Origin of the sequence: Pseudomonas paraversuta (genome assembly GCF_904067025.1) — a bacterium.
Taxonomy (GTDB): Bacteria; Pseudomonadota; Gammaproteobacteria; order Pseudomonadales; family Pseudomonadaceae; genus Aquipseudomonas; species Aquipseudomonas paraversuta.
Genome location: NZ_CAJFDA010000001.1, coordinates 2,698,897 through 2,720,906 on the forward strand (window position 1 = coordinate 2,698,897; position 22,010 = coordinate 2,720,906).

Annotated in this window: 21 protein-coding genes and 2 pseudogenes; 10 read left to right on the forward strand and 13 right to left on the reverse strand. The window is 56.4% G+C overall.

Annotation, left to right across the window (positions count from 1 at the left end; all coding sequences use genetic code 11):
• Window positions 1–155: 155 nt before the first annotated feature.
• From JQ848_RS12315 to JQ848_RS12330, 4 genes are all read right to left on the reverse strand, one after another.
• A complete protein-coding gene (locus JQ848_RS12315; RefSeq protein ID WP_010657039.1) occupies window positions 156–1,496 on the reverse strand; it encodes an amidase in 1,341 nt (446 codons plus the stop codon).
• Between the two features lie 7 nt (window positions 1,497–1,503).
• Window positions 1,504–2,181, reverse strand: a complete 678-nt coding sequence (locus tag JQ848_RS12320) for a DUF2848 domain-containing protein (RefSeq protein WP_003445790.1) — start codon at window positions 2,179–2,181, stop codon at window positions 1,504–1,506.
• Window positions 2,182–2,204: 23 nt separating this feature from the next.
• Entirely contained in the window at window positions 2,205–2,894 is a 690-nt protein-coding gene (locus tag JQ848_RS12325; protein ID WP_161718762.1) for a GntR family transcriptional regulator, read from the reverse strand.
• A 215-nt stretch (window positions 2,895–3,109) separates the two neighbouring features.
• Window positions 3,110–3,385 (reverse strand): DUF2798 domain-containing protein, encoded by a 276-nt coding sequence (locus JQ848_RS12330; protein WP_202210758.1) that lies wholly within the window; start codon window positions 3,383–3,385, stop codon window positions 3,110–3,112.
• Window positions 3,386–3,516: 131 nt separating this feature from the next.
• Between JQ848_RS12330 and JQ848_RS12335 the strand changes: the two genes are divergently transcribed.
• Window positions 3,517–4,446, forward strand: coding sequence for a LysR family transcriptional regulator (locus tag JQ848_RS12335; RefSeq protein ID WP_202210759.1), 930 nt, complete (start codon window positions 3,517–3,519; stop codon window positions 4,444–4,446).
• Window positions 4,447–4,653: 207 nt separating this feature from the next.
• Window positions 4,654–5,100, forward strand: coding sequence for an SRPBCC family protein (locus tag JQ848_RS12340; protein ID WP_127195353.1), 447 nt, complete (start codon window positions 4,654–4,656; stop codon window positions 5,098–5,100).
• A gap of 66 nt (window positions 5,101–5,166) precedes the next feature.
• On the opposite strand, the gene JQ848_RS12345 is transcribed toward JQ848_RS12340, so the two are convergent.
• Together JQ848_RS12345 and JQ848_RS12350 are read right to left on the reverse strand one after the other, a co-directional pair.
• The gene (locus tag JQ848_RS12345) at window positions 5,167–5,520 is read right to left on the reverse strand and encodes a hypothetical protein (RefSeq protein ID WP_202210760.1); all 354 of its coding nucleotides are present in this window, start codon (window positions 5,518–5,520) and stop codon (window positions 5,167–5,169) included.
• Between the two features lie 97 nt (window positions 5,521–5,617).
• Complete coding sequence (locus tag JQ848_RS12350; RefSeq protein WP_029612844.1) at window positions 5,618–6,385, reverse strand: transporter substrate-binding domain-containing protein; 768 nt, start codon at window positions 6,383–6,385, stop codon at window positions 5,618–5,620.
• Window positions 6,386–6,541: 156 nt separating this feature from the next.
• On the opposite strand from JQ848_RS12350, the gene JQ848_RS12355 reads away from it, so the two are divergent.
• Window positions 6,542–7,078, forward strand: coding sequence for a GNAT family N-acetyltransferase (locus JQ848_RS12355; protein WP_160627753.1), 537 nt, complete (start codon window positions 6,542–6,544; stop codon window positions 7,076–7,078).
• A 202-nt stretch (window positions 7,079–7,280) separates the two neighbouring features.
• Here JQ848_RS12355 and JQ848_RS12360 read toward each other — a convergent pair whose 3' ends face one another.
• From JQ848_RS12360 to aroE, 4 genes are all read right to left on the reverse strand, one after another.
• Window positions 7,281–8,537, reverse strand: coding sequence for a hypothetical protein (locus tag JQ848_RS12360; RefSeq protein ID WP_202210761.1), 1,257 nt, complete (start codon window positions 8,535–8,537; stop codon window positions 7,281–7,283).
• A 333-nt stretch (window positions 8,538–8,870) separates the two neighbouring features.
• Window positions 8,871–9,566, reverse strand: coding sequence for a hypothetical protein (locus JQ848_RS12365; protein ID WP_127195350.1), 696 nt, complete (start codon window positions 9,564–9,566; stop codon window positions 8,871–8,873).
• A 136-nt stretch (window positions 9,567–9,702) separates the two neighbouring features.
• A complete protein-coding gene (locus tag JQ848_RS12370) occupies window positions 9,703–11,139 on the reverse strand; it encodes an MFS transporter (protein WP_127195349.1) in 1,437 nt (478 codons plus the stop codon).
• A 56-nt stretch (window positions 11,140–11,195) separates the two neighbouring features.
• The gene (gene aroE, locus JQ848_RS12375) at window positions 11,196–12,011 is read right to left on the reverse strand and encodes a shikimate dehydrogenase (protein ID WP_010657045.1); all 816 of its coding nucleotides are present in this window, start codon (window positions 12,009–12,011) and stop codon (window positions 11,196–11,198) included.
• 31 nt (window positions 12,012–12,042) lie between these two features.
• On the opposite strand from aroE, the gene JQ848_RS12380 reads away from it, so the two are divergent.
• Window positions 12,043–12,378 carry a hypothetical protein gene (locus JQ848_RS12380; protein WP_156428464.1) on the forward strand — a complete coding sequence of 112 codons (336 nt, stop codon included), beginning with the start codon at window positions 12,043–12,045 and terminating at the stop codon, window positions 12,376–12,378.
• A gap of 751 nt (window positions 12,379–13,129) precedes the next feature.
• Here JQ848_RS12380 and JQ848_RS12385 read toward each other — a convergent pair.
• A complete protein-coding gene (locus JQ848_RS12385) occupies window positions 13,130–14,053 on the reverse strand; it encodes a LysR substrate-binding domain-containing protein (RefSeq protein ID WP_202210762.1) in 924 nt (307 codons plus the stop codon).
• A 213-nt stretch (window positions 14,054–14,266) separates the two neighbouring features.
• Here JQ848_RS12385 and JQ848_RS12390 point away from each other — a divergent pair, with 213 nt between their 5' ends.
• From JQ848_RS12390 to JQ848_RS12405, 4 genes are all read left to right on the forward strand, one after another.
• Entirely contained in the window at window positions 14,267–15,346 is a 1,080-nt protein-coding gene (locus JQ848_RS12390) for an extracellular solute-binding protein (RefSeq protein WP_202210763.1), read from the forward strand.
• Between the two features lie 8 nt (window positions 15,347–15,354).
• Window positions 15,355–16,308, forward strand: a complete 954-nt coding sequence (speB, locus tag JQ848_RS12395) for an agmatinase (RefSeq protein ID WP_202210764.1) — start codon at window positions 15,355–15,357, stop codon at window positions 16,306–16,308.
• 174 nt (window positions 16,309–16,482) lie between these two features.
• Window positions 16,483–17,940, forward strand: a complete 1,458-nt coding sequence (locus JQ848_RS12400; protein ID WP_202210765.1) for a DUF1254 domain-containing protein — start codon at window positions 16,483–16,485, stop codon at window positions 17,938–17,940.
• Between the two features lie 19 nt (window positions 17,941–17,959).
• Window positions 17,960–19,450 (forward strand): DUF1254 domain-containing protein, encoded by a 1,491-nt coding sequence (locus JQ848_RS12405; protein WP_202210766.1) that lies wholly within the window; start codon window positions 17,960–17,962, stop codon window positions 19,448–19,450.
• Between the two features lie 134 nt (window positions 19,451–19,584).
• Here JQ848_RS12405 and JQ848_RS12410 read toward each other — a convergent pair whose 3' ends face one another.
• Complete coding sequence (locus JQ848_RS12410; RefSeq protein WP_235972467.1) at window positions 19,585–20,211, reverse strand: class I SAM-dependent methyltransferase; 627 nt, start codon at window positions 20,209–20,211, stop codon at window positions 19,585–19,587.
• A 350-nt stretch (window positions 20,212–20,561) separates the two neighbouring features.
• Entirely contained in the window at window positions 20,562–20,990 is a 429-nt protein-coding gene (locus JQ848_RS12415) for a LexA family protein (RefSeq protein ID WP_202210767.1), read from the reverse strand.
• Window positions 20,991–21,140: 150 nt separating this feature from the next.
• Here JQ848_RS12415 and JQ848_RS12420 point away from each other — a divergent pair.
• Together JQ848_RS12420 and JQ848_RS12425 are read left to right on the forward strand one after the other, a co-directional pair.
• Window positions 21,141–21,653: pseudogene (locus JQ848_RS12420) on the forward strand (SOS response-associated peptidase family protein); the annotation flags it as partial.
• 21 nt (window positions 21,654–21,674) lie between these two features.
• A pseudogene (locus tag JQ848_RS12425) lies at window positions 21,675–22,010 on the forward strand (site-specific integrase); the annotation flags it as partial.

The following is a 22,010-nucleotide window of genomic DNA, read 5'->3' on the forward strand; positions in this document are numbered from 1 at the left end:
TTCATAAGTCATCTCGTCAATACGTTGCGCAGTGAGCCGCCGCTGCCGATTTTCAGGCGAGCGTCGGCGCACGGTGGTTGGCCGTGGCGTTCCGGGAGCAAAGCAGTATTAAAAATCAGGCAGGCCGGGCCTGCCCTCCAGTTACGGGCAAGGCATCAGGCGACTCCCCGCAACAGAGCCTCAACCGCGCGCGACACTTGCAGCACCCGTGCGTCCTGCCCGTGCAGTCCCGCGATTGATAGCCCCACCGGCAACTCTTCAGCCAGCTGACAGGGCAAACTCAAGGCGCAACCGTCGAGAAAATTGATCACACTGGTATTGCGCAGCACCAGGCCATTGGCGGCGAAAAAGCTTTCGTCCGTGGCAAGGTCTGCCAGCTTCGGCGGTACCACGGCGACACTGGGCATCAGCCAGGCATCGGCATCGCCCAGACGCTCCCGGGCGATGGCAATCAAGCGCTGGCGTTCGGCCTGGGTATCCAGGTAATCAGCTGCACCAATGGCCGCACCGCGCCGAATGCGCTGGGCGACACGGGCGTCGTACTGCTGTGCGTCGTCGCCTTCCAGCCACTGGCGATGGCCGTGCCAGGCTTCGGCGGCAGTCAGTCCGCCGGCAGCGTTGATACGGGGCAACTGGTGCAGCTCGGGAAAATCAAACCAGCGGATGCTGGCCCCGGCCTCGGCGAGCAGGCCCAAACTGCGTTCGAAAGCCACAGCCACGGTCTCATCCAGCTGATCGAGGACGAAATCCCGGGTCACCGCCAGACGCAGACCGGCCAGGGACGGCATGGGGGTAGCGAGTTGCTCCCCCGAGAGAATCCGGTCCAGCAGGATGCTGTCGGCGACACTGCGGGTCAGAGCACCAATGGAATCCAGGCTCGGCGCCAGGGGGAAGGTACCGGTTAGCGGGACGCGACTGGCACTGGGTTTGAACCCGGTCAGATTGCAGAAGGCCGCCGGAATCCTGATCGAGCCGCCGGTATCGGTGCCCAGCCCCGCGACCGCCATCTCGAGCGCCACACTGACCGCGGCGCCGGAGCTGGAGCCACCGGCAATGCGCTGTTCTGCACATGGGGTCAGCGGTGTGCCGTAGTGAGGATTCAGTCCGAGACCGGAAAATGCAAACTCACTCATATTGGTTCGACCCAGCACAATAGCCCCCGCCGCTCTCAACCGCTCCACGACCACTGCATCGCGACTGGCCGCCGGTGCCTCGGCCAGCAGACTGGAGCCGCTGGCCGTGATCTGCCCGGCCACATCGAACAGGTCCTTGATCGAAACCGGCAGGCCGGCCAGGGCGGACGGCACATAGCCCGAAGACCGCGCCAGGTCGCTGGCACGGGCCGCCAGCAAGGCGCTGCGGGCATCAACGCTGATATAGGCCACTCCGCCTGCCTCGCGATGTGCCTCAATGCGGGCCAATGCCTGTTTGACCAGCGCCTCGCTGGTGGTACGACCCTCAGCCAGGTCCCGGGCGAGCTGTGCAATATCTTTCATTGTCTGTTCACTCCGCCACAGGCAGCGACTCGACACCGTACTGGTGACGCAGGCTGCGGTTAAGGACGGGGTCGAACAATTCCATTTCAAAGGCTTCGCCATAACCCAGTTCGCCAATCACCGATTGGGTGCCGCAGAACATCGCGGTATCCGCTGGCAATGCGCCGGCGCTGTTGAGTTTTCCCAACAGGGTTTGCGGCGCCAGCAAATTGGTCACCGGGCCTTGCTGATACAGCGCACGTTCGCCATCACGCACCCGCCAGGTACGCATTACCAGTTGATCCCAATGCGCCTCAACTTCGGCAAAGCGCCAGACCTGCTGCGCAATCGGCTTGTCGCACATCTGTTTCGACACCGTGACGTCGTAGCTTTCAACCTTGCGATCGGTGTGATCCGAGCCCAGGCCGATCAACAGCCCCTCCTCACTTGGAATCAATACAAACTCGGTCTCGCCGGAAGAGTCCTTGCCCGGCACCTGGATGCTCTGCGCGGTGTTCAGCAGGCTGGCCGAAACCCGGTAGAAACACGGGATCTGCGTAGGACGGCGCACGCCAAGAGCTTCCAGTTCGGCAATATGGTGTTCCACCGCTTCACTGTTACGCCCTGCCCAGCCGGCAATGATCAAATGCTTGATGCTGGCCTGGTGCTCACCTTGGCCGACGACGTGGAAAGTCAATTGAGTCATGAAAGAGTGCTCCGGATCGATAATTAAAGGGTGCGCATGATGGCGCGACGGAAGTCGTCGATGTGGTGATGGATCGCCGCGACAGCGGCATCGCCGTCTCGCTGTTCCACCGCCTCGAGAATGTGCATGTGCTCGTCATAGATGCGCTGGCTGTGGTGGTTTTCCGACAGCGTCAGGTACCAGAAACGTGCCTGCTTTTCGTGCAGGTTGCGCAGCAGTTCAGCCAGGACGCGATTGTGTGCGGCGGCTGAAATCGACATATGAAATTGCAGATCCAGCGTCATGAGCCCGGTCACGTCGTGGTCCGCCAGCAATTGAGGGGTGCGCTCCAGAATGTCGCGCATGGCCTTGATATCAGTGTCGTGGGCACGTTCCACCGCCAGCTTGATACACAGCTGCTCGTTGGAAACACGCACCTCGATCATATCCAGCACATCGTTAAGTGACAGCGCGGTCACCATCACCCCCTTGCGCGGCATGATCGTGACCATGCCTTCTACTTCAAGGCGATGCAGCGCCTGGTGGATCGGCGTTCGGCCAAGCCCCAGCAGCGCTGCCAGTTGCGCCTCGTTGATGGCGTCGCCAGGGCGGAACTCGCAGCTGATGATCCGCTGCTTTATTTGCGCATACGCCAGCTCCCGCAGTTGGGCGGCGCTCTTGATGAGCGGCGGCGTGGACTGCAGATGGCTGGAAACATCAATGGATTTCGGCATTTTCACTCCTGATATTCATCTGATATATCAGATGAATATCAGACTAAGCAAAACCTGTGCCAGACGCTGCGCAGTGACTGAAAACGCCGGTTTACAAGGGATCGGGGGAAACAAGGATGAGCGAAGGGAGGCTCCGGGGAATGTAACTTGTTACTTATTTGCCCGATTTTGTGCGCGCACGCGCTTTATTTGTGCGCCATGCAGGGCAAGCATCCCTAGGGATGCCGGTGGACGGTGACAGCCACTAACCTGATCACAATGGGGCGAACCACAAGAATGCACAGGAATGCCACCGGCATGGCCAATCGATAGGCGCTCAGGGCATTGCTTAGATAATCCTCATTAATCCCGGAGTTGGCCGCCGTGATCACCAATGACATGAGAAAGGCCATGATTGCCGCCATATAAAACGCAAATACATAGGGAGCCATGGCGGCCGAGAGCTTCAATCGATTGTAAAAACGGATATTTGCAGAAGTCTTTGAATTCATGTCCAGCCCTTTTAAACACGGTTTCTTTGGGGAAACGCACCATATCAAGAACAAAAGTGCGCAACTAGACGGTAATTTCCGCTTACTTTATAAAGTAAAACTTACGAATAGCCCTTCTTTCAGGATTAGCCATGAATCTTCTTGCGGCCATCGCCAGCTTTACCAAGGTGGTTGAAACAGGCTCCATCGTGGGAGCGGCGAAAAACCTGGGGCTCAGTGCCGCAGCCGTCAGCCAGACCCTCAATCGCCTTGAGGAGCACCTGGGCACCCGCCTGCTGCAGCGCACTACGCGCAGCATGGCGTTAACCGAAAGCGGAGCCATCTACTACGCCAAAGTGCAGCGTATCGTTGCAGACCTGGAGGCCGCCCAATCGGCAATCAGTGAGCCCCATGCCGAACTTCAGGGCCGGCTATGCATTGCCTCTACCGCTGCATTCGGGCGCCATGTGCTGGCCCCGCTGGTTGCAGGCTTCGCGGCCCGCCACCCGCGCCTGACCCTTGAGCTCAACACCAGCGATAGCAAGATCAATCATATTCAAGCCGGGATTGATATGAGCCTGAGGATCAAGCCGCAACTGGAGGAAGGAATTATCGCGCGCAAGATTGTCTCAGTGCCCTTTATCGTTTGCGCCGCCCCCTCCTATCTTGAACGGGCCGGCCGGCCGGATTCGCCGGAGCAACTCCAGCAGCATGCGTGCCTGGGCTTTCGCTACCCGCTGGACGGCCGCTTCCTGCGCTGGGGATTTATTCGCGACTCAGGACATTACTATGCGGCGCTCAATGTGACCGCCATGAGCGACGACATTGACACCCTGGCCCAAATGGCTGCCCATGGTGCTGGCATAGCCCGGCTGGCGGAGTTCGTGGCGGCGCCCTTTATCGAGTCCGGGCAACTGGTGCCCCTGCTTGAGAGCAGTCATGGGCCAAGGGAGTCCGCTACCGAACCGCTGGATATTTACGTCTGTGTCCAGGACCGCAGCGCCATGACGCCCAAGGTCAAAGCCTTTATCGATTACTTGAGTGCACACCTGGAACAGCGCTGGCCGCAGGCAAACCTTTGAGCCATGCCGTGATCCGCGCGCCCTTGTGCCGCAGGCCAGCCATGGGCATGGCAAAGCAGCGGCCTTTACGCCTGCGGGTTTCGGTGCTATCAAAAAACAGCATCTGGCAAGACATCCACCCGCTCGGGCCCAGTGATGACAAGCCAGACCGCTGAGTACCTGAACCTGTGCATGTCTGAAGGCCCGCCACTGATCTGAGGAGTCATCATGTCCACACATACCGTTCGACTTCATCGCGTCATCAAAGCCCCGCCCGAACGTGTCTATCGGGCCTTCCTGGAAGCCGATGCCCTGGCCAGATGGCTGCCACCCTACGGCTACACCGGCAAGGTCCAGCACATGGATGCGACAGTGGGGGGGGGTTACAAAATGTCGTTCAGCAATTTCAGCACGGGCGAAACTCACTCGTTCGGCGGGCAATACCTGGAACTGGTACCCCATGAACTGATTCGCTACAGCGACAGCTTCGATGATCCAAACCTGCCGGGCGTCATGCACACAACGGTAGCCCTGCGGGCGGTTTCCTGCGGGACCGAATTGAGCGTGGTTCAAGAAGGCATACCCGGGGTCATCCCGCCAGAGGCCTGTTACCTTGGCTGGCAGGACTCGCTCATACAGCTCGCCAGGCTGGTCGAAAGTGAAATTGCCGAGTGACTCAATGCAGTCCCGTGCCGCCTGTTTGCCGATCGTTTCCACAGACAGGCGGCCCGGCAATAACAGTTACAGCGGCTTGCCCGGGCTGACAGACCCCGCAGTATCTTTGGCTGCTTGAGCCAAGCTTTTACCGCTCAGAGTAAGAGGCCGAAACTTCGAATACAGCCACAGACCGCACACGCAAGCGCTGCCTAGAAGGGTGCCGAACAACAGCGCCAGGAACAGACCAACCAAGGGCCCTACGATAATCCCGGCAACCCCGTGCACAGGCTCCCCGTTCCAGTTGACCGTATCGAAACCGAATACAGCCAGGATCCCGCTGACTAGTCCGATGATCCCGAGTGAAATGACCAGCCCGATAAAAAACAGTTTGTAGATCGAGCCGACGCTAAGCCTCTGCACCGCAAATGTTGAGAACATTCGAAGACCTTCTGTAGTTTTTATATACGCCAGGCGCTGCCTGCTCGTTGTGGCCTGACAAACGTCATAGCCTGCGTCTGTGCGGCAGCCTTCATGGCTACTCCGACATTTTCCATTGAGTGATCAGCCTGTTTCTGGATTCACCGGACAACAATGCATTCACCGCATCCAGCAAATGCTGGTTGTCCTTGTGCATCATATAAACTTTATCGCTGGCGGTTCCGGGCAGAATCTGGCGAGTGGAAACACAGAACACACCGGGTTCCTGGCTCTGGTAATAATCCCCTTCAATCAGGTCGGTAAACATGATGTCGGCCTGACCACTACGAATCCCCTGCAAGCTGGCGATATTGTCCTGGGCTCGGACGATCTGGGCATCCTTGATATGTTTGTCGACGTACTCCTGATTAGTACCGCCGGGGTTGACAGTCACCCGCACGCCCTTGCGATCAATCGCATCCAATGACGCAAACTGAGCGACTTTGTCACACTGCGTCATGGCGATCTTGCCATTTTTGACCACCGGTGCAGACAGCCCGAACTGGCTTTTTCTGGCCGGTGTATCGGTAATCCCGCCCATTGCGATATCGAACTTGTCTGCTGCCAGATCTGCAGACAGTGTTGGCCAGCTGCTGAGCACAAATCTGACATTGAGTTGCTGTTCATGACCAAGGGCCTTAGCCATATCAATATCAAAACCGGCCAGATCACCTTGTTTGTCGTGAAACGCCAGCGGTGCATAATCGCCAGGAACGCCGACCCGCAGCTCGCCGCTTTGCTTGATCTCCTGCCAACTTCTGGCGACCGCGCTCTGAGCGCCTAGCAGTGATAGCAGGATCACACACCCATAAAACCTTCTATTCATTGTTCTCTACCTGGTTTTTTGAATTGTTTTTGTAAGGCCGCGGTGGTTGTGCCGCACAGGACCGCATAGCTGAATGTAATACCAGTAATGCCCCATACTGCCCGGAGCGTAGCCTGAGCCCCAAGCAATTTTCTGTTCTGATAACGGACCCTGCACATGAGAATTACCAGGGCGCCTGCCGTCCAATACCCGGGTGTTTCGCTTCGCCAGCTGGAAAGGACAGATATACCGCAATGGTACGCATACCTTTCACAACTAGCGGTTGTTCAACATACCAGCTGGAACCTGAGCTCAGAGCAAGATCTGTTACCCATGTTCGACGAGATGGACTCAACTCTTGCCACCTCCACAAGACGGCTGGCCATCACTGACGAACTGAATGGCGAGCTGATTGGAACCATTGGCTTTCATTCAATATCGCAAGTGAACCGTACGGCCGAAGTGGCTTATGATCTTGCGCCGCAATTCTGGGGCAAAGGCATTGCCAGCGCTGTCTGTACAGCGGTAACCCAATGGTCTTTTTTAAAGTACGGATGGGTGCGCGTACAAGGCACTGTGCTTGATACCAACCCCGGCTCAGCCCAGGTGCTGATAAACAGCGGATTCGAGTTCGAAGGAAGGTTGAGGTCATTGCGCATGGTCCGCGCAACACCACGCAACTTCGACCTGTATGCGCGCTTGAATACGGACTGACCTGATCAGGCCGAGGCTGACGCCAGGTAAACTGCAACGGCAACACTGAACCTGGGCCACTGTCGTCTCTGGCGTCGTCATGTCCTGTTGCCCAATAAAAAGCCCTGGATAACCAGGGCTTGAGCGTTTGTGTGTATCGACTGGACGCACGCCAGTGCAGATCGATTTTTGGCGATCCGCACCTTCAGTGGTTAGCTGTTGACTAACGGCGTTCCAGCGTCAGGTAATTGAAGGCAGGAATCAGCCCGACCCGAAGGTTGTGCGATGAACCATAAATATCAATGACGCTGAAATCGTGGGTCATTCGGTTTGGCACTTCTATATTGTTAGTCACCGATTGGTAGAAGTAAAAGTTCTCCTCCATAATGACTTGTCCAATCACCACTTCACCCTCGCGAGGGTATTTTATTTTACCTTCAATGCCCATGTGTCGGCCTAAATAAGTTAGCCACACCCCTGTGTACTCCCTGCTCAGGCCGTTTCTCATAATGCCGATATATTCGGGCTTGTTCGTCAACCTGGTCACTTGACTTCCAGGCAAGCCAAAGTAGGTGACGGTGCATTTGGACTTTCCGCTGCCATGGGCCGCCCAGACAACGCCGTTTTGAGAGGAGTAATTGGTTATCGTTTTAATGGGCAGGCTGCGACCGTTGGGCATTCGAATATTGACATGATGTTCAAATGCACGAAATTTTCCGGCAAAATCTCCATGGCCAATCGGGGTATCTTTCAAATAGCCGTTGGCGAGGCGATCGCCGTAGTTTTCCGATGGCAAGCGCGGAAAGGTAAGTGGTTCGACTTCAAACGATGAATTGAATTTTCCGCGCTTATCACCTTCTCCCGTATCGTCACCCACTTCACTGTAGTTGGTACGAAATACGGTACCGTCACTGTTATTGATACGAACGGCCAGTCGACGCAAGGTAGTTGCCGTGGTTCGCACATAAAACTGGACAGTCTGGTAGTCGGCCCTGGATTGACTGAGCGCCTGGTTTTGCGTGTGCAACTCCAACCCTGGCTGCGCTTGTTCATGGTGCTGCAGCGGTACGCCCTCAAGGGCCTGATCCAAGGCAGGCGGGTCAATAGCAGCCTGTTCGAACAGCTTGGGCTGCTCCAGCCGCAAGCTGCGAATGGAGTCAAGGAAACCCCTGTCCCACGCATAACCCAGGTTAGTGAATGTGGTACACCATGGATGCAGTTGTTCACCCAAATAGATGATTTCCGAAGTGCCGTAATCAATCAGTCGGATCGTGGCCAGATCCGCTGGCGTTACAGTTACGAAGTTCCCCGATGCGTCCTTGGCCGCCAGACGCACAGTGACAAGTAATTGTTGATTGCCATTATTAAGAAGCGGGTAGCGCGAATTTTGCAAGTGACTGTCATTATTTACAAACACTTTAAAATAAGACAACTGGTTCCAGCCAGAGGCCTTTACATCTTGTACTTCAACTTCACTCATAGCGATTATCCTGAAGAGCGGTGACCGGGCAATGTTCAAAAGATCAACTCTCGAGACAGCGCATTTGCTATTAACTGCACCGGCAGACGGGTGGCGTCTGAAGAGTCAAACGTCCTGCAGTATCCCGATAACATACCCGTGGCGCAGCCCTCTCACCTTGTCCACAGCGCATCTACAAAGACAGTCATGGCGGTATTACACATGCACGGTTAAATGTGCGAAAACCAACTTGCAAAACAGTTGCCCCCCTACAAACTGCCTTGAACAGGCTTGCCAGCCGAATATAACGCCCCTGTACCACGGATCATTGCAGTAAAGGAATATGCGCCACTTTCAATGATGCGGCTCCTGCCAGGAATCGCTGTGCGACGCACTGCCACCCCCTGCACCATCGCCCCCGGCTCCCCCGCCCTTGCCAGCACTTCTGGAGTCGCCCTTATCACCTTTGCCGCCACCTGAAGAAGACGGGCGAACCGGCCCCTGCTTTGGAATCGAAAGCTCGGCGGGTACGGGATCAAGATCAAGCACGGCGCGAATGAAGTCACGAAGCGAGGTGACCAGTTCAGCGGTATGAATGGGACGCCCTGCCACCAGCTCCGTGGCTGCTACTGCCGCCATCCGGACCTGCTCCTCGGTACCCAGCAGAATGATATCGGACAGCGCCGCTTCAACCGCATCGCGTACCCGCCTTGAGCGGTCGCCATTGCCCTGCACGGCAACAGCTTGGGTCAGGGTCACGCTCTCGGCGGCCTGATCCGGGCTGGTGTTGGCAGTCGCAGTCCTGCGGCGCAAATCCCGCAGATGAGTGGGATCAACCTCAAGATTTCCGGTGAAGGAGCCACCCAGGGTTTTGTAGGCCGCGATGAGGGTACGCAAACGTTCATTGATCTGACGGTTTTCCCGCTCCCGCCGTTGCTGGATCGTATGCATAGCCAGCAGACGAATCCCGACCCCGATAACGGTGATCAGGACTAATCCTGCAAGCGTTGAGAGGATGCCCTCCCAGGAACTGAAATCCAGATTGCGCATGCTGACTCCAGGACTCGAAGGTGGTCCGGTTTAACCAGACTCCCGAACTGGAGACTCTAGCATCCTGCGCGGTCAGCATCTGTGAGCTGCCAGCCAGGGCTGCCCGGTTTAACAGGCAGCCTGGCCAAAGCGCTGATCAGGCAGTACCTGTCGCGGTGCTGGAGCCGTTTGCCGGCGCTGTTGCAGGGTGGGCAATTTCCCAGGCATCACGGGGCTCGTCCAGGTCGCGATTGAGGGTTTCCGGGGTCTTGAAGGTTGTATAGAGGGTGATCAGTGTGAGCAGGGTCAGATAGCAGGCAATCGGCAGCCAGGCACCGACCCCGGCGCTGGCGTCGCCGTCATGGCTGGCCACGACCAGGGCGATAAGACCGGCACCGATCAGCGGCGCAATCCCCCCTGCAATCACTGCCGAGGCTTCCCGGGCGATCGACACCCCCATGTAGCGGTGGCGCGAGCCGAACAGTTCAGGCATCAGTGCCGCCTGGGTGCCGAACATACCCCATGTGCCGATGCCCAGCGCGATGGAGATGGCGATGATGCTCGCCACCACGTTGCCCAGGCTCAGCACCCACCATACCGGGAAGGCCAGGGCCAGTTGCAGCAGGGCGAAGGCCCGGTAAACCACCACGCGCCCGAACCGGTCGCTGAGCATGCCGGCAACCGGTACGGTGAGCGCGCCGAGACTGGCGGCGCAGATAAGTGTCAGCACGCCCACCGGCCCTTGCAGACCTACCACGCCAACGATGTAGCTCACAGCCAGGGCCTGGTAAATCGATGAACCGCCGTTTTCCCCCAGGCGCAGGCCGATACCGATCAGCAAGCTGGGCCGGGAGTGTTTCATCGCACTTTTCAGCGGGTTGACGCTGACGCGCTTGAGCGCCTTGAGGCGGATGAAGGTCGGCGACTCCTTGAGAGACAGACGCATGTACAGCCCCAGCGCCACGATCACCACACTGCTGAAGAACGGCACGCGCCACAGCCCGCTCTCGATGACATCGTCATTGCCGCTGACCACCAGGAAATACACCACTGCCGCGAGGATGGTGCCCAGCTGGATGCCAAGGAACGGCAAGGCGGCATAGAAACCGCGCCGGCCCCGGGGTGCGTATTCGGTCATCATCACCGCCGCACCAGCCTGTTCGGCGCCTGCGCCCAGCCCTTGAAGCAGACGCAGAATCACCAGCAGTGCCGGTGCCAGATAACCGACCTGATGGAAACTTGGCAGGGCTCCGATCAGGGTGCTGGAAACGCCCATCAGCAACACCGTCGACGTCAGCACGAACTTGCGCCCGACACGGTCGCCGATCATGCCGAACAGCACGCCGCCCAGGGGCCGTACGGCAAAGCCCAGGAAATAGGTGCCGAAACTGGCGATCAGGCTCATGGCCCGGGTCTGCTCAGGAAAGAACAACGGCCCGAAGATCAGCGCCGAAGCCAGGGTATACAGCGCAAAGTCGTAGTACTCCAGGGCACTGCCCAGGGAGCAGGCCCAGGCGGCACGGTTCAGGTCTTGCTTGCGCGCCTGGCCGTCGGGGATCAAGGCGCTGTCGCATGGGGCGTTATCGAGAGACATAGGGGGACCTCCAGGTGCCTTTACGGCATCTTGTTATTGACCGGTGGTGGGGCTGGTTACAAGTTCAACCGCTGTATTTCCTGAAGCATGGCCTGCTCCATGATGTCGAGGGGCGCTTCTTTTTCGGTGTACAGCTCGATTTGCCGACAGGCTTGATGGACCAGCATCCGGGTGCCGGCCACGGTCGTGCAGCCCAGGGCTTTGGCTTGCTGCAGCAGTGCGGTATGCACCGGCATGAACGCCACATCCATGACAATCAGATGGCTGGCCAGGCGCCCGTCCAGCGGGTTGCTGTCCGGCTGCTTGAAGCCCACCGAGGTGGCATTGATCACGATATCGAAGTTGCTGGCCGTGAATGCCTCGACGCTGCCCCCCCATCGGGCCCCCAGATCCTCGGCCAGGGCAGTACCGCGTTCGGCAGTGCGGTTGAACAGCGTGACCCGGGCCGCCGCTTGCAAGCAGCCGAAGACCACCGCACGGGCGGCGCCGCCGGCACCGATCACGGCGATACGTTTGTCCCGCAGACCGGTAACCTCCTGCAACGCGCGAATCGCCCCCAGGTAGTCGGTGTTGTAGCCGGTGAGCACCCCGTCGACATTGTTTATGGTGTTGACCGCGCCAATCACCCGGGCCGACTCGTCGATGGCATCCAGATGAGGCATCACCGCAGTTTTGTAGGGCATGGAGACATTCATGCCGCGCACCCCCAGAGCGCGAATGGCCGCCACGGCAGCAACCGGGTCTTCGACGCCAAAACAGACAAAGGTGTAATCCAGCCCCAGGGCCGCATAGGCCGCGTTGTGGATCTTTGCCGAGAGTGAAAACGGCGACCCCATGATAGAGCCGCACAGCGTTGGCAGGGATTGAGGCATAGCAGAGTCCTTGGCGTGGGAGTCAGACGACGTGATTCAAGCCACCCTCGACGAACAGGGACTGGCGGCGAAAGCTGTCGATCATGTCCATCTCCTTCCCTGGATCGATGAGTGGGTCAATGCCGCCACTTTCAACCGCTACCTCCCCGGGACGCCAATCGTTTATGTTGATGCCGTGATCACCGCCTGTGATCACCAAAAAACCGTCACCCTCCGGGAGCAAATCCCGCAGGCGTTCTGGCCGGTTCTGGATATGGGCGCCGGAGCCCGATTTGACGCAGGAAAACCAGCCGCCAGGGCGGGCCAGTACGTCCGCCAGCCCCCGGGACCGGCACAAACAATGGGAGGCCGGCGCCAGAGAAGCTGAAGACCCGTTATCGCCCGCCGTACAACTACCGTCATACTTATGCGACAATATGCGTAATGTCTGGCATGAATCCCGCCTTTATTGCCCAACAGCTTGGACACAGCGTCCAGATGCTGCTCTCGACTTATGCCCGCTGGTTGAACTCAAGCGGCGACTGGGGAGAGATGGATAAGCTCCAAAATGCCCCAGGAATGGCCCAAGCGCCAAATGCGCGGCCCGCAACCCATTGATAGGTAAAGTAATTGATCTCCACAGCTAACATCACGATGCAGGATGAAGTGCATTTTGGTGATTACTCGGGATCAATGTTTGCTAGGCGAAGTAAGCACAAGTAATCAGTAGTTGCGCATGACAATGCACCCGATGGTTCCCGAATTGGTCCCGGCGGGTGTTTTAAATCTCATGCCTAAATTGCATATCCTCCCCCGGCGTCCTGCCGCACCAACACAAAACCAAAATAGCTCATGTCCACTACAACGGATTTGCAATCCGAGCTGGAAGTTTTTTAAAACCGTGGTCTGTAGCCTGCTTGGCGTTCCATAAGCAGGAGTTTTCCAACAGCCTACAGCCCGCATTCTATCTATGTTCTGTCTTGAGTTATGGATCCAGAAAATATCCCTCCTGCCGCTTTCTGCTATCGGAAGCGTGACAGGCAGCGATCGGCCAGAAGCGGTCAGTCGCGACCTACTGTTTCGACCCTGCGGGTCAGTGGCGATAAGTATGGTGATGCCGAGTAGCCTGCAATGGCGAATCAGTTATTCCGAGCACGATCACGCAGACTCAACTGGGTTGGCTTGGCTTGCTCAAGCAGCCAGTCAATCAGCAGGACTATCTCGGGAATTCCACGACTCTCTTCGTTGCATATACAGTAGTAATCCATCCCCGCAGGTACTTTCATGGAGAAGGGTTGTACCAATCGACCTTCCTCCAGATCCCGGGATGAGTTGATCTCATCGCTCAACGCTACTCCGTACCCGTCTCTAGCTGCCTGTAGTGCTATTCCAAGGTCTTCGATATGAACATCCGCGTCTCCGGGATATGGCAAGCCTGCCTCGAGAAGCCATCGTCGCCATTGAGAACCATCATCTTCGTGCAGCAATCGATGGTGCCTCAAGTCCGACGGCTGGCGTAAAGCATGCTGGCCCCGCAACAACTGTGGGCAACAGACTGGAAACATATGCAGGGGTTGCAAGGGGCGCCACCAGAAACCTTCCCAGATCGGTGCGTCATATAGCACAGCGATGTCAGCTCTGCGCCAGTCCACTAAGTCCAGACCGTCGGCGCTGATCACTCTTAGCTTGATATGAGGGTGTTTCGCGCGAAAAGCGAATAGTCTCGGCATCAGCCAGGATGCGCCAAAAATGGGTTCTGTAGAGATCGTCAGAACTCTGGCAGGAGGCTCTTTAAAGTGCTCCTGCGATATCAGACGTACGCCTTCAGTGATCTCTTGAATGCCTCTGCTAACGGAGCGTTGTAACGCTAGGCCGCTTTCGGTGAGAACTAGATGACGACCCTGTTTGCAAAACAGATCAATGCCCAAGGTGCTTTGCAGCGACCTTATCTGCTGGCTCACGGCACCAGGGGTTACGTGTAGCTCGGCGGCAGCAGCGCCCACATGGCCGAGGCGTGCAACACATTCAAATACTCGAAAGGCATGTAACGGAGGCAAGGGCATAAGGATCAACTGTTTAGTTTTTCTGCTCAATTGCGTGGCAATTTATATAGATTGATTGCCATTGAGACAATATCAACAATCGCGGGGTGGTCAAGCCAAAACAACAACTCTAAGAGCCCATCCTATGGCAGTCGTTCAGAAACATCGAAAACAAGGGGGCGAGCCAGCAGGTGCGCAGGACTTGCTCAGTCGCTCGTTTGGGGTGGGTGAATCATGAAAGCCATCTCTGTGCTGATCTTGGCAATTCTGGCCTTACCTGTTAACGCCGCTGAACGGGTGGTGCAGTTCTACGGGTGGGCCGAGTATGTAGGCGTATCAACTCTCAAAGCCTTTGAGGCCGAGACGGGTATCAAGGTCCAGTACGACACCTTTGATAGCGCTGACGTGCTTGAGACCAAGCTACTTACTGGGCGCAGTGGTTATGACGTAGTGGTTCCCAGCATCGCCATGCTGGATCGACTGCTACAGGCCAAAGCGCTCCAACCGAGCCACATCCAGAAAACTGAACGGTTTGCTGAAATGGACCCCGTACTCCTGTCGCAACTAGCTACGGTCGACAAAGGTAATCTCTACGCAGTGCCTTACACATGGGGAACCGCCGGCCTGGCAATTAATCGTCAGGAAATCGATAAACGAATCCCTGACGCGCCAATAAACAGCCTTGATTTGTTGTTCAAGCCCGAATATGCGAGCAAGTTAAAAGACTGCGGAATTTCGGTGGTTGATGCGCCCCAAGAGGTCATCAGCATGGTACTGAACTATCTGGGTAAATCGCCGTATAGCAAAAGTCGGTCAGACCTCGTAGCAGCACAGACGTTACTGACGCAGTTACACCCTTCGCTGCGTTACATCGGCACAGGCACGCAAAGCAGTGACCTTGCCAATGGAGATTTGTGTCTCGCACTGACATACAGCGGCGATGCCACCCTCGCCGGGATGATGGCTGAAAACGCCAAGAAACCGTTTGAAGTCGGCTACATGATTCCCCGAGAAGGCACCCTCAACTGGATCGATACGTTAGCCATTCCTGCCGACGCTCCTCATCCAGAAGAAGCCAAGGCTTTTATTGAATTTTTAACGCGACCGGAATCTCTCGCGGACCTTACCAACAATTTGTATTACGCAAATTCCAACACTTCAGCAACCAAGTTGATCGACAAGGCTATTGCGGATAACGGCGGTATCTATCCCTCCGAGTCTGTGCGCAACACTTTATTTGCTGAAGAACCCATGTCTCTGTCGCTGATGCGTGAGCGCACTAGAGTCTGGTCCACCTTTCGTAGTCAACGCTGAGTATTCTCATGGATAACAACAACCCAACCGATCAGGCAATCACCCGCACGAGCCTTTATGGCACTGAGGCTGAATCTACCTATGGAGGTATCACCAGCTTCATGCGTCGACGATACAGCCGGGACCTTCAAGGAGTGGACCTGGTAATCAGTGGAATCCCCTTCGACACCGCAACCAGCAACCGCCCTGGTAGCCGGTTCGGTCCACGTGCCATACGTGAAGCCTCTGTCCAGTCGGCCTGGGCCCGTCATTGGCCCTGGGAGTTTGACCCCTTTGACTTGCTGGCTTGTGTCGATTACGGCGACTGCTACTTCGACTATGGCTCACCTCAGGACACCCCCGCGGCCATCAAAGCCCACGCCGATAAAATCCTGGGAGCCGGTGCAGCTATGTTGACGCTAGGTGGAGATCACTTCATTAGCTATCCGCTGTTGCAATCCCACGCCGAAAAACATGGTCCATTGTCCATGATCCATTTCGATGCACATCACGACACTGAGTGTGATGGCGATGAAAAACGTATAGATCATGGCTCAATGTTTTATCACGCAGTGAAGGAAGGACTGGTAGATCCAAGTCGATCGATTCAGATCGGTCAACGCATGACCAACGATGATCTGATGGGATTTCAAGTAGTAGATGCACGGCAAGCTAATACAAACTCTGCAGAGCATATTGCACGCATTATCCGTGAGCGGGTCGGCGACCATCCGGTGTACCTAACATTTGATATCGATTGCCTCGATCCGGCGTTTGCACCTGGTACTGGCACTCCGGTATGCGGAGGTTTGTCTACTTTTCATGCCTTTGAAATTTTGCGTGGGCTGCGCGGGATTAATGTCATAGGTATGGACGTAGTAGAGGTTGCACCCGCCTATGACCATGCAGAGATAACCGCTCTGGCTGCCTCCGCGCTGGCTATGGAAATGATCTGCCTTTATGCAGCTCGACATAAACTCTAATTGAATCCCCCGGCTTTCCTAGACACCTTTGAGCGGCTGCTTTTGGCCGATAGCTGCCCTTCGTGACAGGCTACTACCGTCCAAAAGCAGACGTTCAGGCGTCACCCCGCCAAACTTGGGCTATCTTTCCTGCGACTCACCTGCAAAGGGTGATCCCGCAAGTAAGGATGCTTTATGAATCAATCGCCCCATCGCCTGAACCTGTTCGCACTGACGTTGATTGGTGCACTGGCAACCACAACCTTGCTGGCACCGCAAAGCCGCGCTGACGAAGTTTCCGGCCCCGTCGCCGGCACCAAAGTCACCGAACCCTATGTACGCATGATGGCGCGCGAAGCGTATTTCTGGGGTTGGCCGATGGCCAATATTTTCAACCGTCGCCAGGCTTTCAAAGACCTGCCCGAACCTGGCTTGATGGGTGACATCGTCCCGGTCGCGCCAATCAATCGACTGTCGATGCTCAGCGATTACATTGATCCGGCCGAACGTCTGGTAGCGTGCCCGAATCAGGACGTGGTGTACGGCGCGGGCAGCATTGCGCTGGATCTGGAGCCGGTGGTGCTGCAAGTGCCGGACTTCGGCAGCCGTTTCTGGGTGTATCAGGTGGTGGACCTGCGCTCCGACAGCTTTGCCGAACTCGGCAAGATGTACGGCAGCAAACCTGGCTTCTATCTGCTGGTTGGCCCGGACTGGAATGGCAAAGTTCCGGCGGGCATCACCAAAGTCTTCCGTGCACGCACCAACACCGGCTTCGTGATTCCCCGAGTGTTCCAGGACGATACCGCAGCCGACCGCGCAGCCATTCAAGCGTCGCTGTCGGGCGTGGACATGTACCCGCTGTCGCAATACGACGGCAAGGTCAAACATCGCGACTGGGCGAAACTGCCGAAATTCCCGGCGCAGGCAGCGGGCAGCGACGAAACCAAATGGGTGATGCCGGAGAAATTCTTCGACGAGTTGCCGGCCCTGCTCAAGGACGCCAAACCGTTACCGGGCGAAGAAGCCCGTTACGCGCAAATGGCCGCCCTCGCTGCCATCGCCAAGGCCGATCCGCAACTCAAGGCGGCGATGATCGATGAGGCGAAAAAAGCCGACAGCGAAGTGATTGATCCGCTGCTGCAATTTCGCAACTACGGCCTGCAACTGCCTGATCACTGGAGCACCATCAGCAACGGTGCGGCGTTTGGTACCGACTACTTCAGCCGTACCGCTGTGGCGCGCTCGAACATCTTCGTCAATCAACAGAAAGAGACCAAATACTTCTATCAGGATCTGGACAAGTCCGGCACCCGCCTTAATGGTCAAAATGGCTATACCGTGACTTTTGCCAAAGGTCAGCTGCCACCGGTGAAAGGTTTCTGGTCGCTGACGCTCTACAACGAACAACACTTCTTCTCCCCGAATGAACTCAAGCGTTATTCGATCGGCACCAAAAACAAATCGCTGCAAGCCAATACCGATGGTTCGCTGACGATCTACGTGCAAAACGATTCGCCGGGCAAGGACAAGGAAAGCAACTGGCTGCCGACACCAAAAGGCGCCGATTTCTCGCTATACATCCGCGCTTATTGGCCTGAACCGGCCGCGCTGAACGGCCAGTGGGTGCCGCCAGCCGTAGTGAAAACCAATTGACCGGGACAGGATGTTCAAGATGAACACACTTGCAAAATCATTGACCGCAATGGGCCTGGCGCTGTCGATCAGCACCAGCGTCAAGGGCGCCACGCACTATGAGCAACTGGCCGATTTGCCGTTTGCGGGCGGGTATCCCACGCTCGAAGGCGTGGAACAACTGCAAAACGAATTGCTGTTCCAGCGCGCCGTGCAGTCGTTCATCTGGGCGTTGCCGGCGTTGAACATGTACGCCATGAAGGAAGGCTCGGAGAAAGCATTCGGCACCGGTTACAACGTGCTGCCGATCTGGAAGGATCGCCTCAACGCCAAGACCCGGGTCACCACGCCCAACTCCGACGTGATCTACGCCATGGGTTATCTGGATCTTAAGCAGGACGGCCCGATGGTCATCGAGGTCCCGCCAGGTTTGCAGGGCATTCTCGATGACTTCTTCCAGCGGCCAATCTGCTCTGAAGGTCAGATCGAAGGTCGCCAGTGGTGTGGTGATGTTGGGCTGCCGGGGCCGGACAAAGGCAAGGGTGGCAAGTATCTTGTGCTGCCACCGGACTACAAGGGTGAGGTACCGCCGGGCTATCTGACCTACCGCTCGCGCACTTACGGCGTGTTCGTGTTCTGGCGCGGATTCTTCAAGGATCCGAAACAACTGGAGGCACCGGTCGCGGTCATGGAGCAGACGCATATCTATCCGCTGGGCAAACAGGCCACGGCCAAAGCGATGGAGTTTCCCAACGCCTCGAAAACTCCGGTCAACATGCTCTACCCCACCGATGGCAGCGCGTTCGACATGCTGTCGCGGTTCATCGACCACGAATACGTTGACCCGCAAGACATGGAAATGCGCGGCATGCTTGCCGCACTGGGTATCGTCAAAGGCAAACCGTTCAAGCCGGAGGCTACCACCCGCGACCTGCTCGACAAGGCAGCGAAAACTGCAAGCAAGATCGGCCATGCCATTTCCTACATGCCGCAAACCATTGTCGCCAATGGCACCTGGTATCCGGATCGCAAGTGGTTGAACGTATTCCCCGGCAATGCGACGTTCACCGCCGACACCTTCAATTACATCGACCCGCGCACCGGTTTCTTCACCAATGCCTACTCGGCCAGCCCGGGCATGGCGGTGAACATGGAAAACGTCGGCGCCAAGTACCCGGCCACTTTCGTCGATACCAAAGGCCAATTCCTGTCCGGTAGCAACAGCTACTCGCTGAACCTTCCCAAAGGCATTCCGGCGGCATTGTTCTGGTCGGTGACGGCGTATGACTCGATCACTGCATCAGGCCTGGATAACGGCCAGCCGTTCCCATCGCTGAACACCATGGACAAACCCGTCACCAACACCGACGGCTCAATCGACGTGCACTTCGGCCCAGACTCACCGGGTACCGGTAAAAACTGGATCAAAACCCTGCCGGGCGAAGGTTACTTCGTAATTCTGCGGTTATACGGCCCGACCAAGGCGTTCTTCGACAAGACATGGAAACCGGGGGACTTGATCAAGCAATGATCTGAGATGCGTCCGAACGACATGAGTGCATTAATGCATTCATGTCTTCGGCATTCTTGACCGACAGCTTTGGGTCGATACCAGTCACTCGTAAACGTCAGCTATCTACCCGCCGTAGCTAACACTTGCTACATTTAATGAGGCTTTTGAACGATCAAATCAAAACGGTGCCAGTTGAGTGGGCCAGAGGGCGTTTGAGTCATTATTTGCGTCTCGCGAAGAAGATTTACTTCCAGCCCCTCGCACATCCGACGGATGTCCAGCTCGGAGTGGAAGGTCAAGTGAGCAAATGTCGACCAGCCATGCTGGGGACCAAAAAAATGCCCGACAAAAACTCCCCCTGGTTCCAGAGCATGCAGCACCTGATCCCAGAGTTGCTTAAAGCTTTTGGGCCGACAAAAAGGCAAGGCTAATCCGGCATGGATCAGGTTTGATCTGGGTAGTGCAGGCAAACATTCAAAATCCGAGAGGCAGGTAGTCAGCATTCCGGCCTGCCCCCCTGAGCAGTTTGCAATCGTATGATTAATTGCCTCTGGCTCATTATCAACAGCCAGGACGTCCCAGCCCGACTGCATAAGCTGCTGCGTTTCCTTTCCTGCGCCGCACCCCAAATCTACTGCCTGCCGAGCAACTGCCAGATTACCAGCGAGGTTTATCGCTCGGGCTAACAGAAGGGAGGGGTCTCGACGCTCGGCCTCATCATAAAATGCGTTCCAGCTACTCACGGATAAAACATCATCATTTCTTGAATTTGTTGCCAATAAGTATTCATTCGAACTCCTTTTCGTTCTCTTCTTTCAGCAGGATACGTTGAGCGTCTTTCTGTGGACAGGTGAATGGCAGCTTATGGCCGATTGCTGCCCTTGGCCAACGTAAGCTAAGTGTCGACAGCAACCCATCGTAACTGGCTGCAATCGGCCAGTAATAACCTACGGTTTTCAAGACCGATATGAAGATCACAGCGGGCTGCGGCGTACAGCCCTCTTTCACTTCCGAAACTTATAACTTTAGCACCTCTACAACCCGCATCCTATAAGGGCCATACCTTTAGTATAGGAACTGATTCCCTCCCCTCCTCGGCGTTCTGCCAGCGTGCTTTATTCTCAACTTTTTAGCGCCCATGACTTCGTACGGTGTACGTGATAACTCCCCATACGGAAAACTCATCTCCCTCCATGATGTAACGGTCAGGGTAGCGAGGGTTCTCAGATTTGAGGATGATTTGCTTCCCGCGTATGCAGAGTCGCTTGCACAGAGGATCGTTATTGAGCAACGCCACCACTACATGGTCGTGAGCCGGCTCTATCGCCCGATCCACCACAGCTAGGTCACCTGAAAATATCCCGGCCCCTATCATGCTATCGCCGTCGATGGACACCAGGTAAACGCTCGGAGCTCGAACGCCCAGCAGCTCGTCAAGCGAAATAGGATTCTCCATATGGTCAGCTGCCGGCGATGGAAAACCGGCTGGAACCTTGAAGGAGCATAGAGGCAGGCGAATGCCTCCTTCAGCAATTGGACCCAGATAAGTGAAGCTCATGATGCATGCCTTAAGTTAACTGTATGTACATACAGTTAACTGCGGCGCGGGATTTTGGTCAATTTGTCTATAGGGATTTTCGACGAGAGGAACATCCCGAGCACTTGGAACTACGCTCTGAGAAGGTTCCCTTTGCAAGAGGTCACCACCATGTGCGGACGATTTGTACAGTATCTGGGCATTTCTGATTATCTGGAGGTGTTGGCACCTGACCGGATCGTCGTGAGCGGTTACGACAATCAGCCTATAGGTCGTTACAACGTCGCTCCTGGCACGCGCGTCAGCATTCTTCACAGCGTAGATGAGGGACTGCGGATTGATTCAGTCCACTGGGGCTGGGCGCCGTTCTGGGCCAAGGGCAAACGCCCTGATCCTATCAACGCCAGAGTGGAAACAGTCACAACCGGGAAGTTTTTCAAGCAACTCTGGCCCAACGGCCGCGCCCTGGTCATGGCTGACGGATGGTATGAATGGGTCAAGGATCCAGATGATCCGAAGAAGAAGCAGCCCTACTTCATTCGCCTGAAAACTCAGACGCCGATATTCTTCGCGGCGTTGGCCGAAGTTCACACTGGGCTGGAACCTCATGAAGGGGATGGGTTTGTGATTATCACTGCTGCCAGTGATCAGGGGATGGTGGATATTCACGATCGGCGTCCCGTGCAATCCTGACAGAGAGGCCGCATGACCACCCGCCGCGCTACTTCGCTTCGCCCTGGACAAATTAATCACCTTATCCGAGCCGCATCCGTAACTGGCCGCATGCCAGAGCGTGATGTGATGCTGTTGTGGCTCACCCACACCACCGGGATTCGTGTCACCGAACTGGCTTTGCTGGAGGTGGCCGACGTGCTCTATCCCAGCGGTGCCATCAAACCCGAGGTCTACTTGCGGGCTGACATCACCAAGGGTTGCCGACCGCGAAATGTATACCTGACTCATGCCCGCTGCCTCGCCGCGCTCGATGCGTGGCTTGCCGTGCGCCTACAACGCCGCTGGGGCTTCTCCGGCGCCGAAGAG

Bases quoted from the DNA above. Each gene is read 5' to 3' on its own strand.
- JQ848_RS12315 (WP_010657039.1), bottom strand. From the start codon at position 1,496: ATGAAAGATATTGCACAGCTCGCCCGGGACCTGGCTGAGGGTCGTACC.
- JQ848_RS12320 (WP_003445790.1), bottom strand. From the start codon at position 2,181: ATGACTCAATTGACTTTCCACGTCGTCGGCCAAGGTGAGCACCAGGCC.
- JQ848_RS12325 (WP_161718762.1), bottom strand. From the start codon at position 2,894: ATGCCGAAATCCATTGATGTTTCCAGCCATCTGCAGTCCACGCCGCCG.
- JQ848_RS12330 (WP_202210758.1), bottom strand. From the start codon at position 3,385: ATGAATTCAAAGACTTCTGCAAATATCCGTTTTTACAATCGATTGAAG.
- JQ848_RS12335 (WP_202210759.1), top strand. From the start codon at position 3,517: ATGAATCTTCTTGCGGCCATCGCCAGCTTTACCAAGGTGGTTGAAACA.
- JQ848_RS12340 (WP_127195353.1), top strand. From the start codon at position 4,654: ATGTCCACACATACCGTTCGACTTCATCGCGTCATCAAAGCCCCGCCC.
- JQ848_RS12345 (WP_202210760.1), bottom strand. From the start codon at position 5,520: ATGTTCTCAACATTTGCGGTGCAGAGGCTTAGCGTCGGCTCGATCTAC.
- JQ848_RS12350 (WP_029612844.1), bottom strand. From the start codon at position 6,385: ATGAATAGAAGGTTTTATGGGTGTGTGATCCTGCTATCACTGCTAGGC.
- JQ848_RS12355 (WP_160627753.1), top strand. From the start codon at position 6,542: ATGAGAATTACCAGGGCGCCTGCCGTCCAATACCCGGGTGTTTCGCTT.
- JQ848_RS12360 (WP_202210761.1), bottom strand. From the start codon at position 8,537: ATGAGTGAAGTTGAAGTACAAGATGTAAAGGCCTCTGGCTGGAACCAG.
- JQ848_RS12365 (WP_127195350.1), bottom strand. From the start codon at position 9,566: ATGCGCAATCTGGATTTCAGTTCCTGGGAGGGCATCCTCTCAACGCTT.
- JQ848_RS12370 (WP_127195349.1), bottom strand. From the start codon at position 11,139: ATGTCTCTCGATAACGCCCCATGCGACAGCGCCTTGATCCCCGACGGC.
- aroE (WP_010657045.1), bottom strand. From the start codon at position 12,011: ATGCCTCAATCCCTGCCAACGCTGTGCGGCTCTATCATGGGGTCGCCG.
- JQ848_RS12385 (WP_202210762.1), bottom strand. From the start codon at position 14,053: ATGCCCTTGCCTCCGTTACATGCCTTTCGAGTATTTGAATGTGTTGCA.
- JQ848_RS12390 (WP_202210763.1), top strand. From the start codon at position 14,267: ATGAAAGCCATCTCTGTGCTGATCTTGGCAATTCTGGCCTTACCTGTT.
- speB (WP_202210764.1), top strand. From the start codon at position 15,355: ATGGATAACAACAACCCAACCGATCAGGCAATCACCCGCACGAGCCTT.
- JQ848_RS12400 (WP_202210765.1), top strand. From the start codon at position 16,483: ATGAATCAATCGCCCCATCGCCTGAACCTGTTCGCACTGACGTTGATT.
- JQ848_RS12405 (WP_202210766.1), top strand. From the start codon at position 17,960: ATGAACACACTTGCAAAATCATTGACCGCAATGGGCCTGGCGCTGTCG.
- JQ848_RS12415 (WP_202210767.1), bottom strand. From the start codon at position 20,990: ATGAGCTTCACTTATCTGGGTCCAATTGCTGAAGGAGGCATTCGCCTG.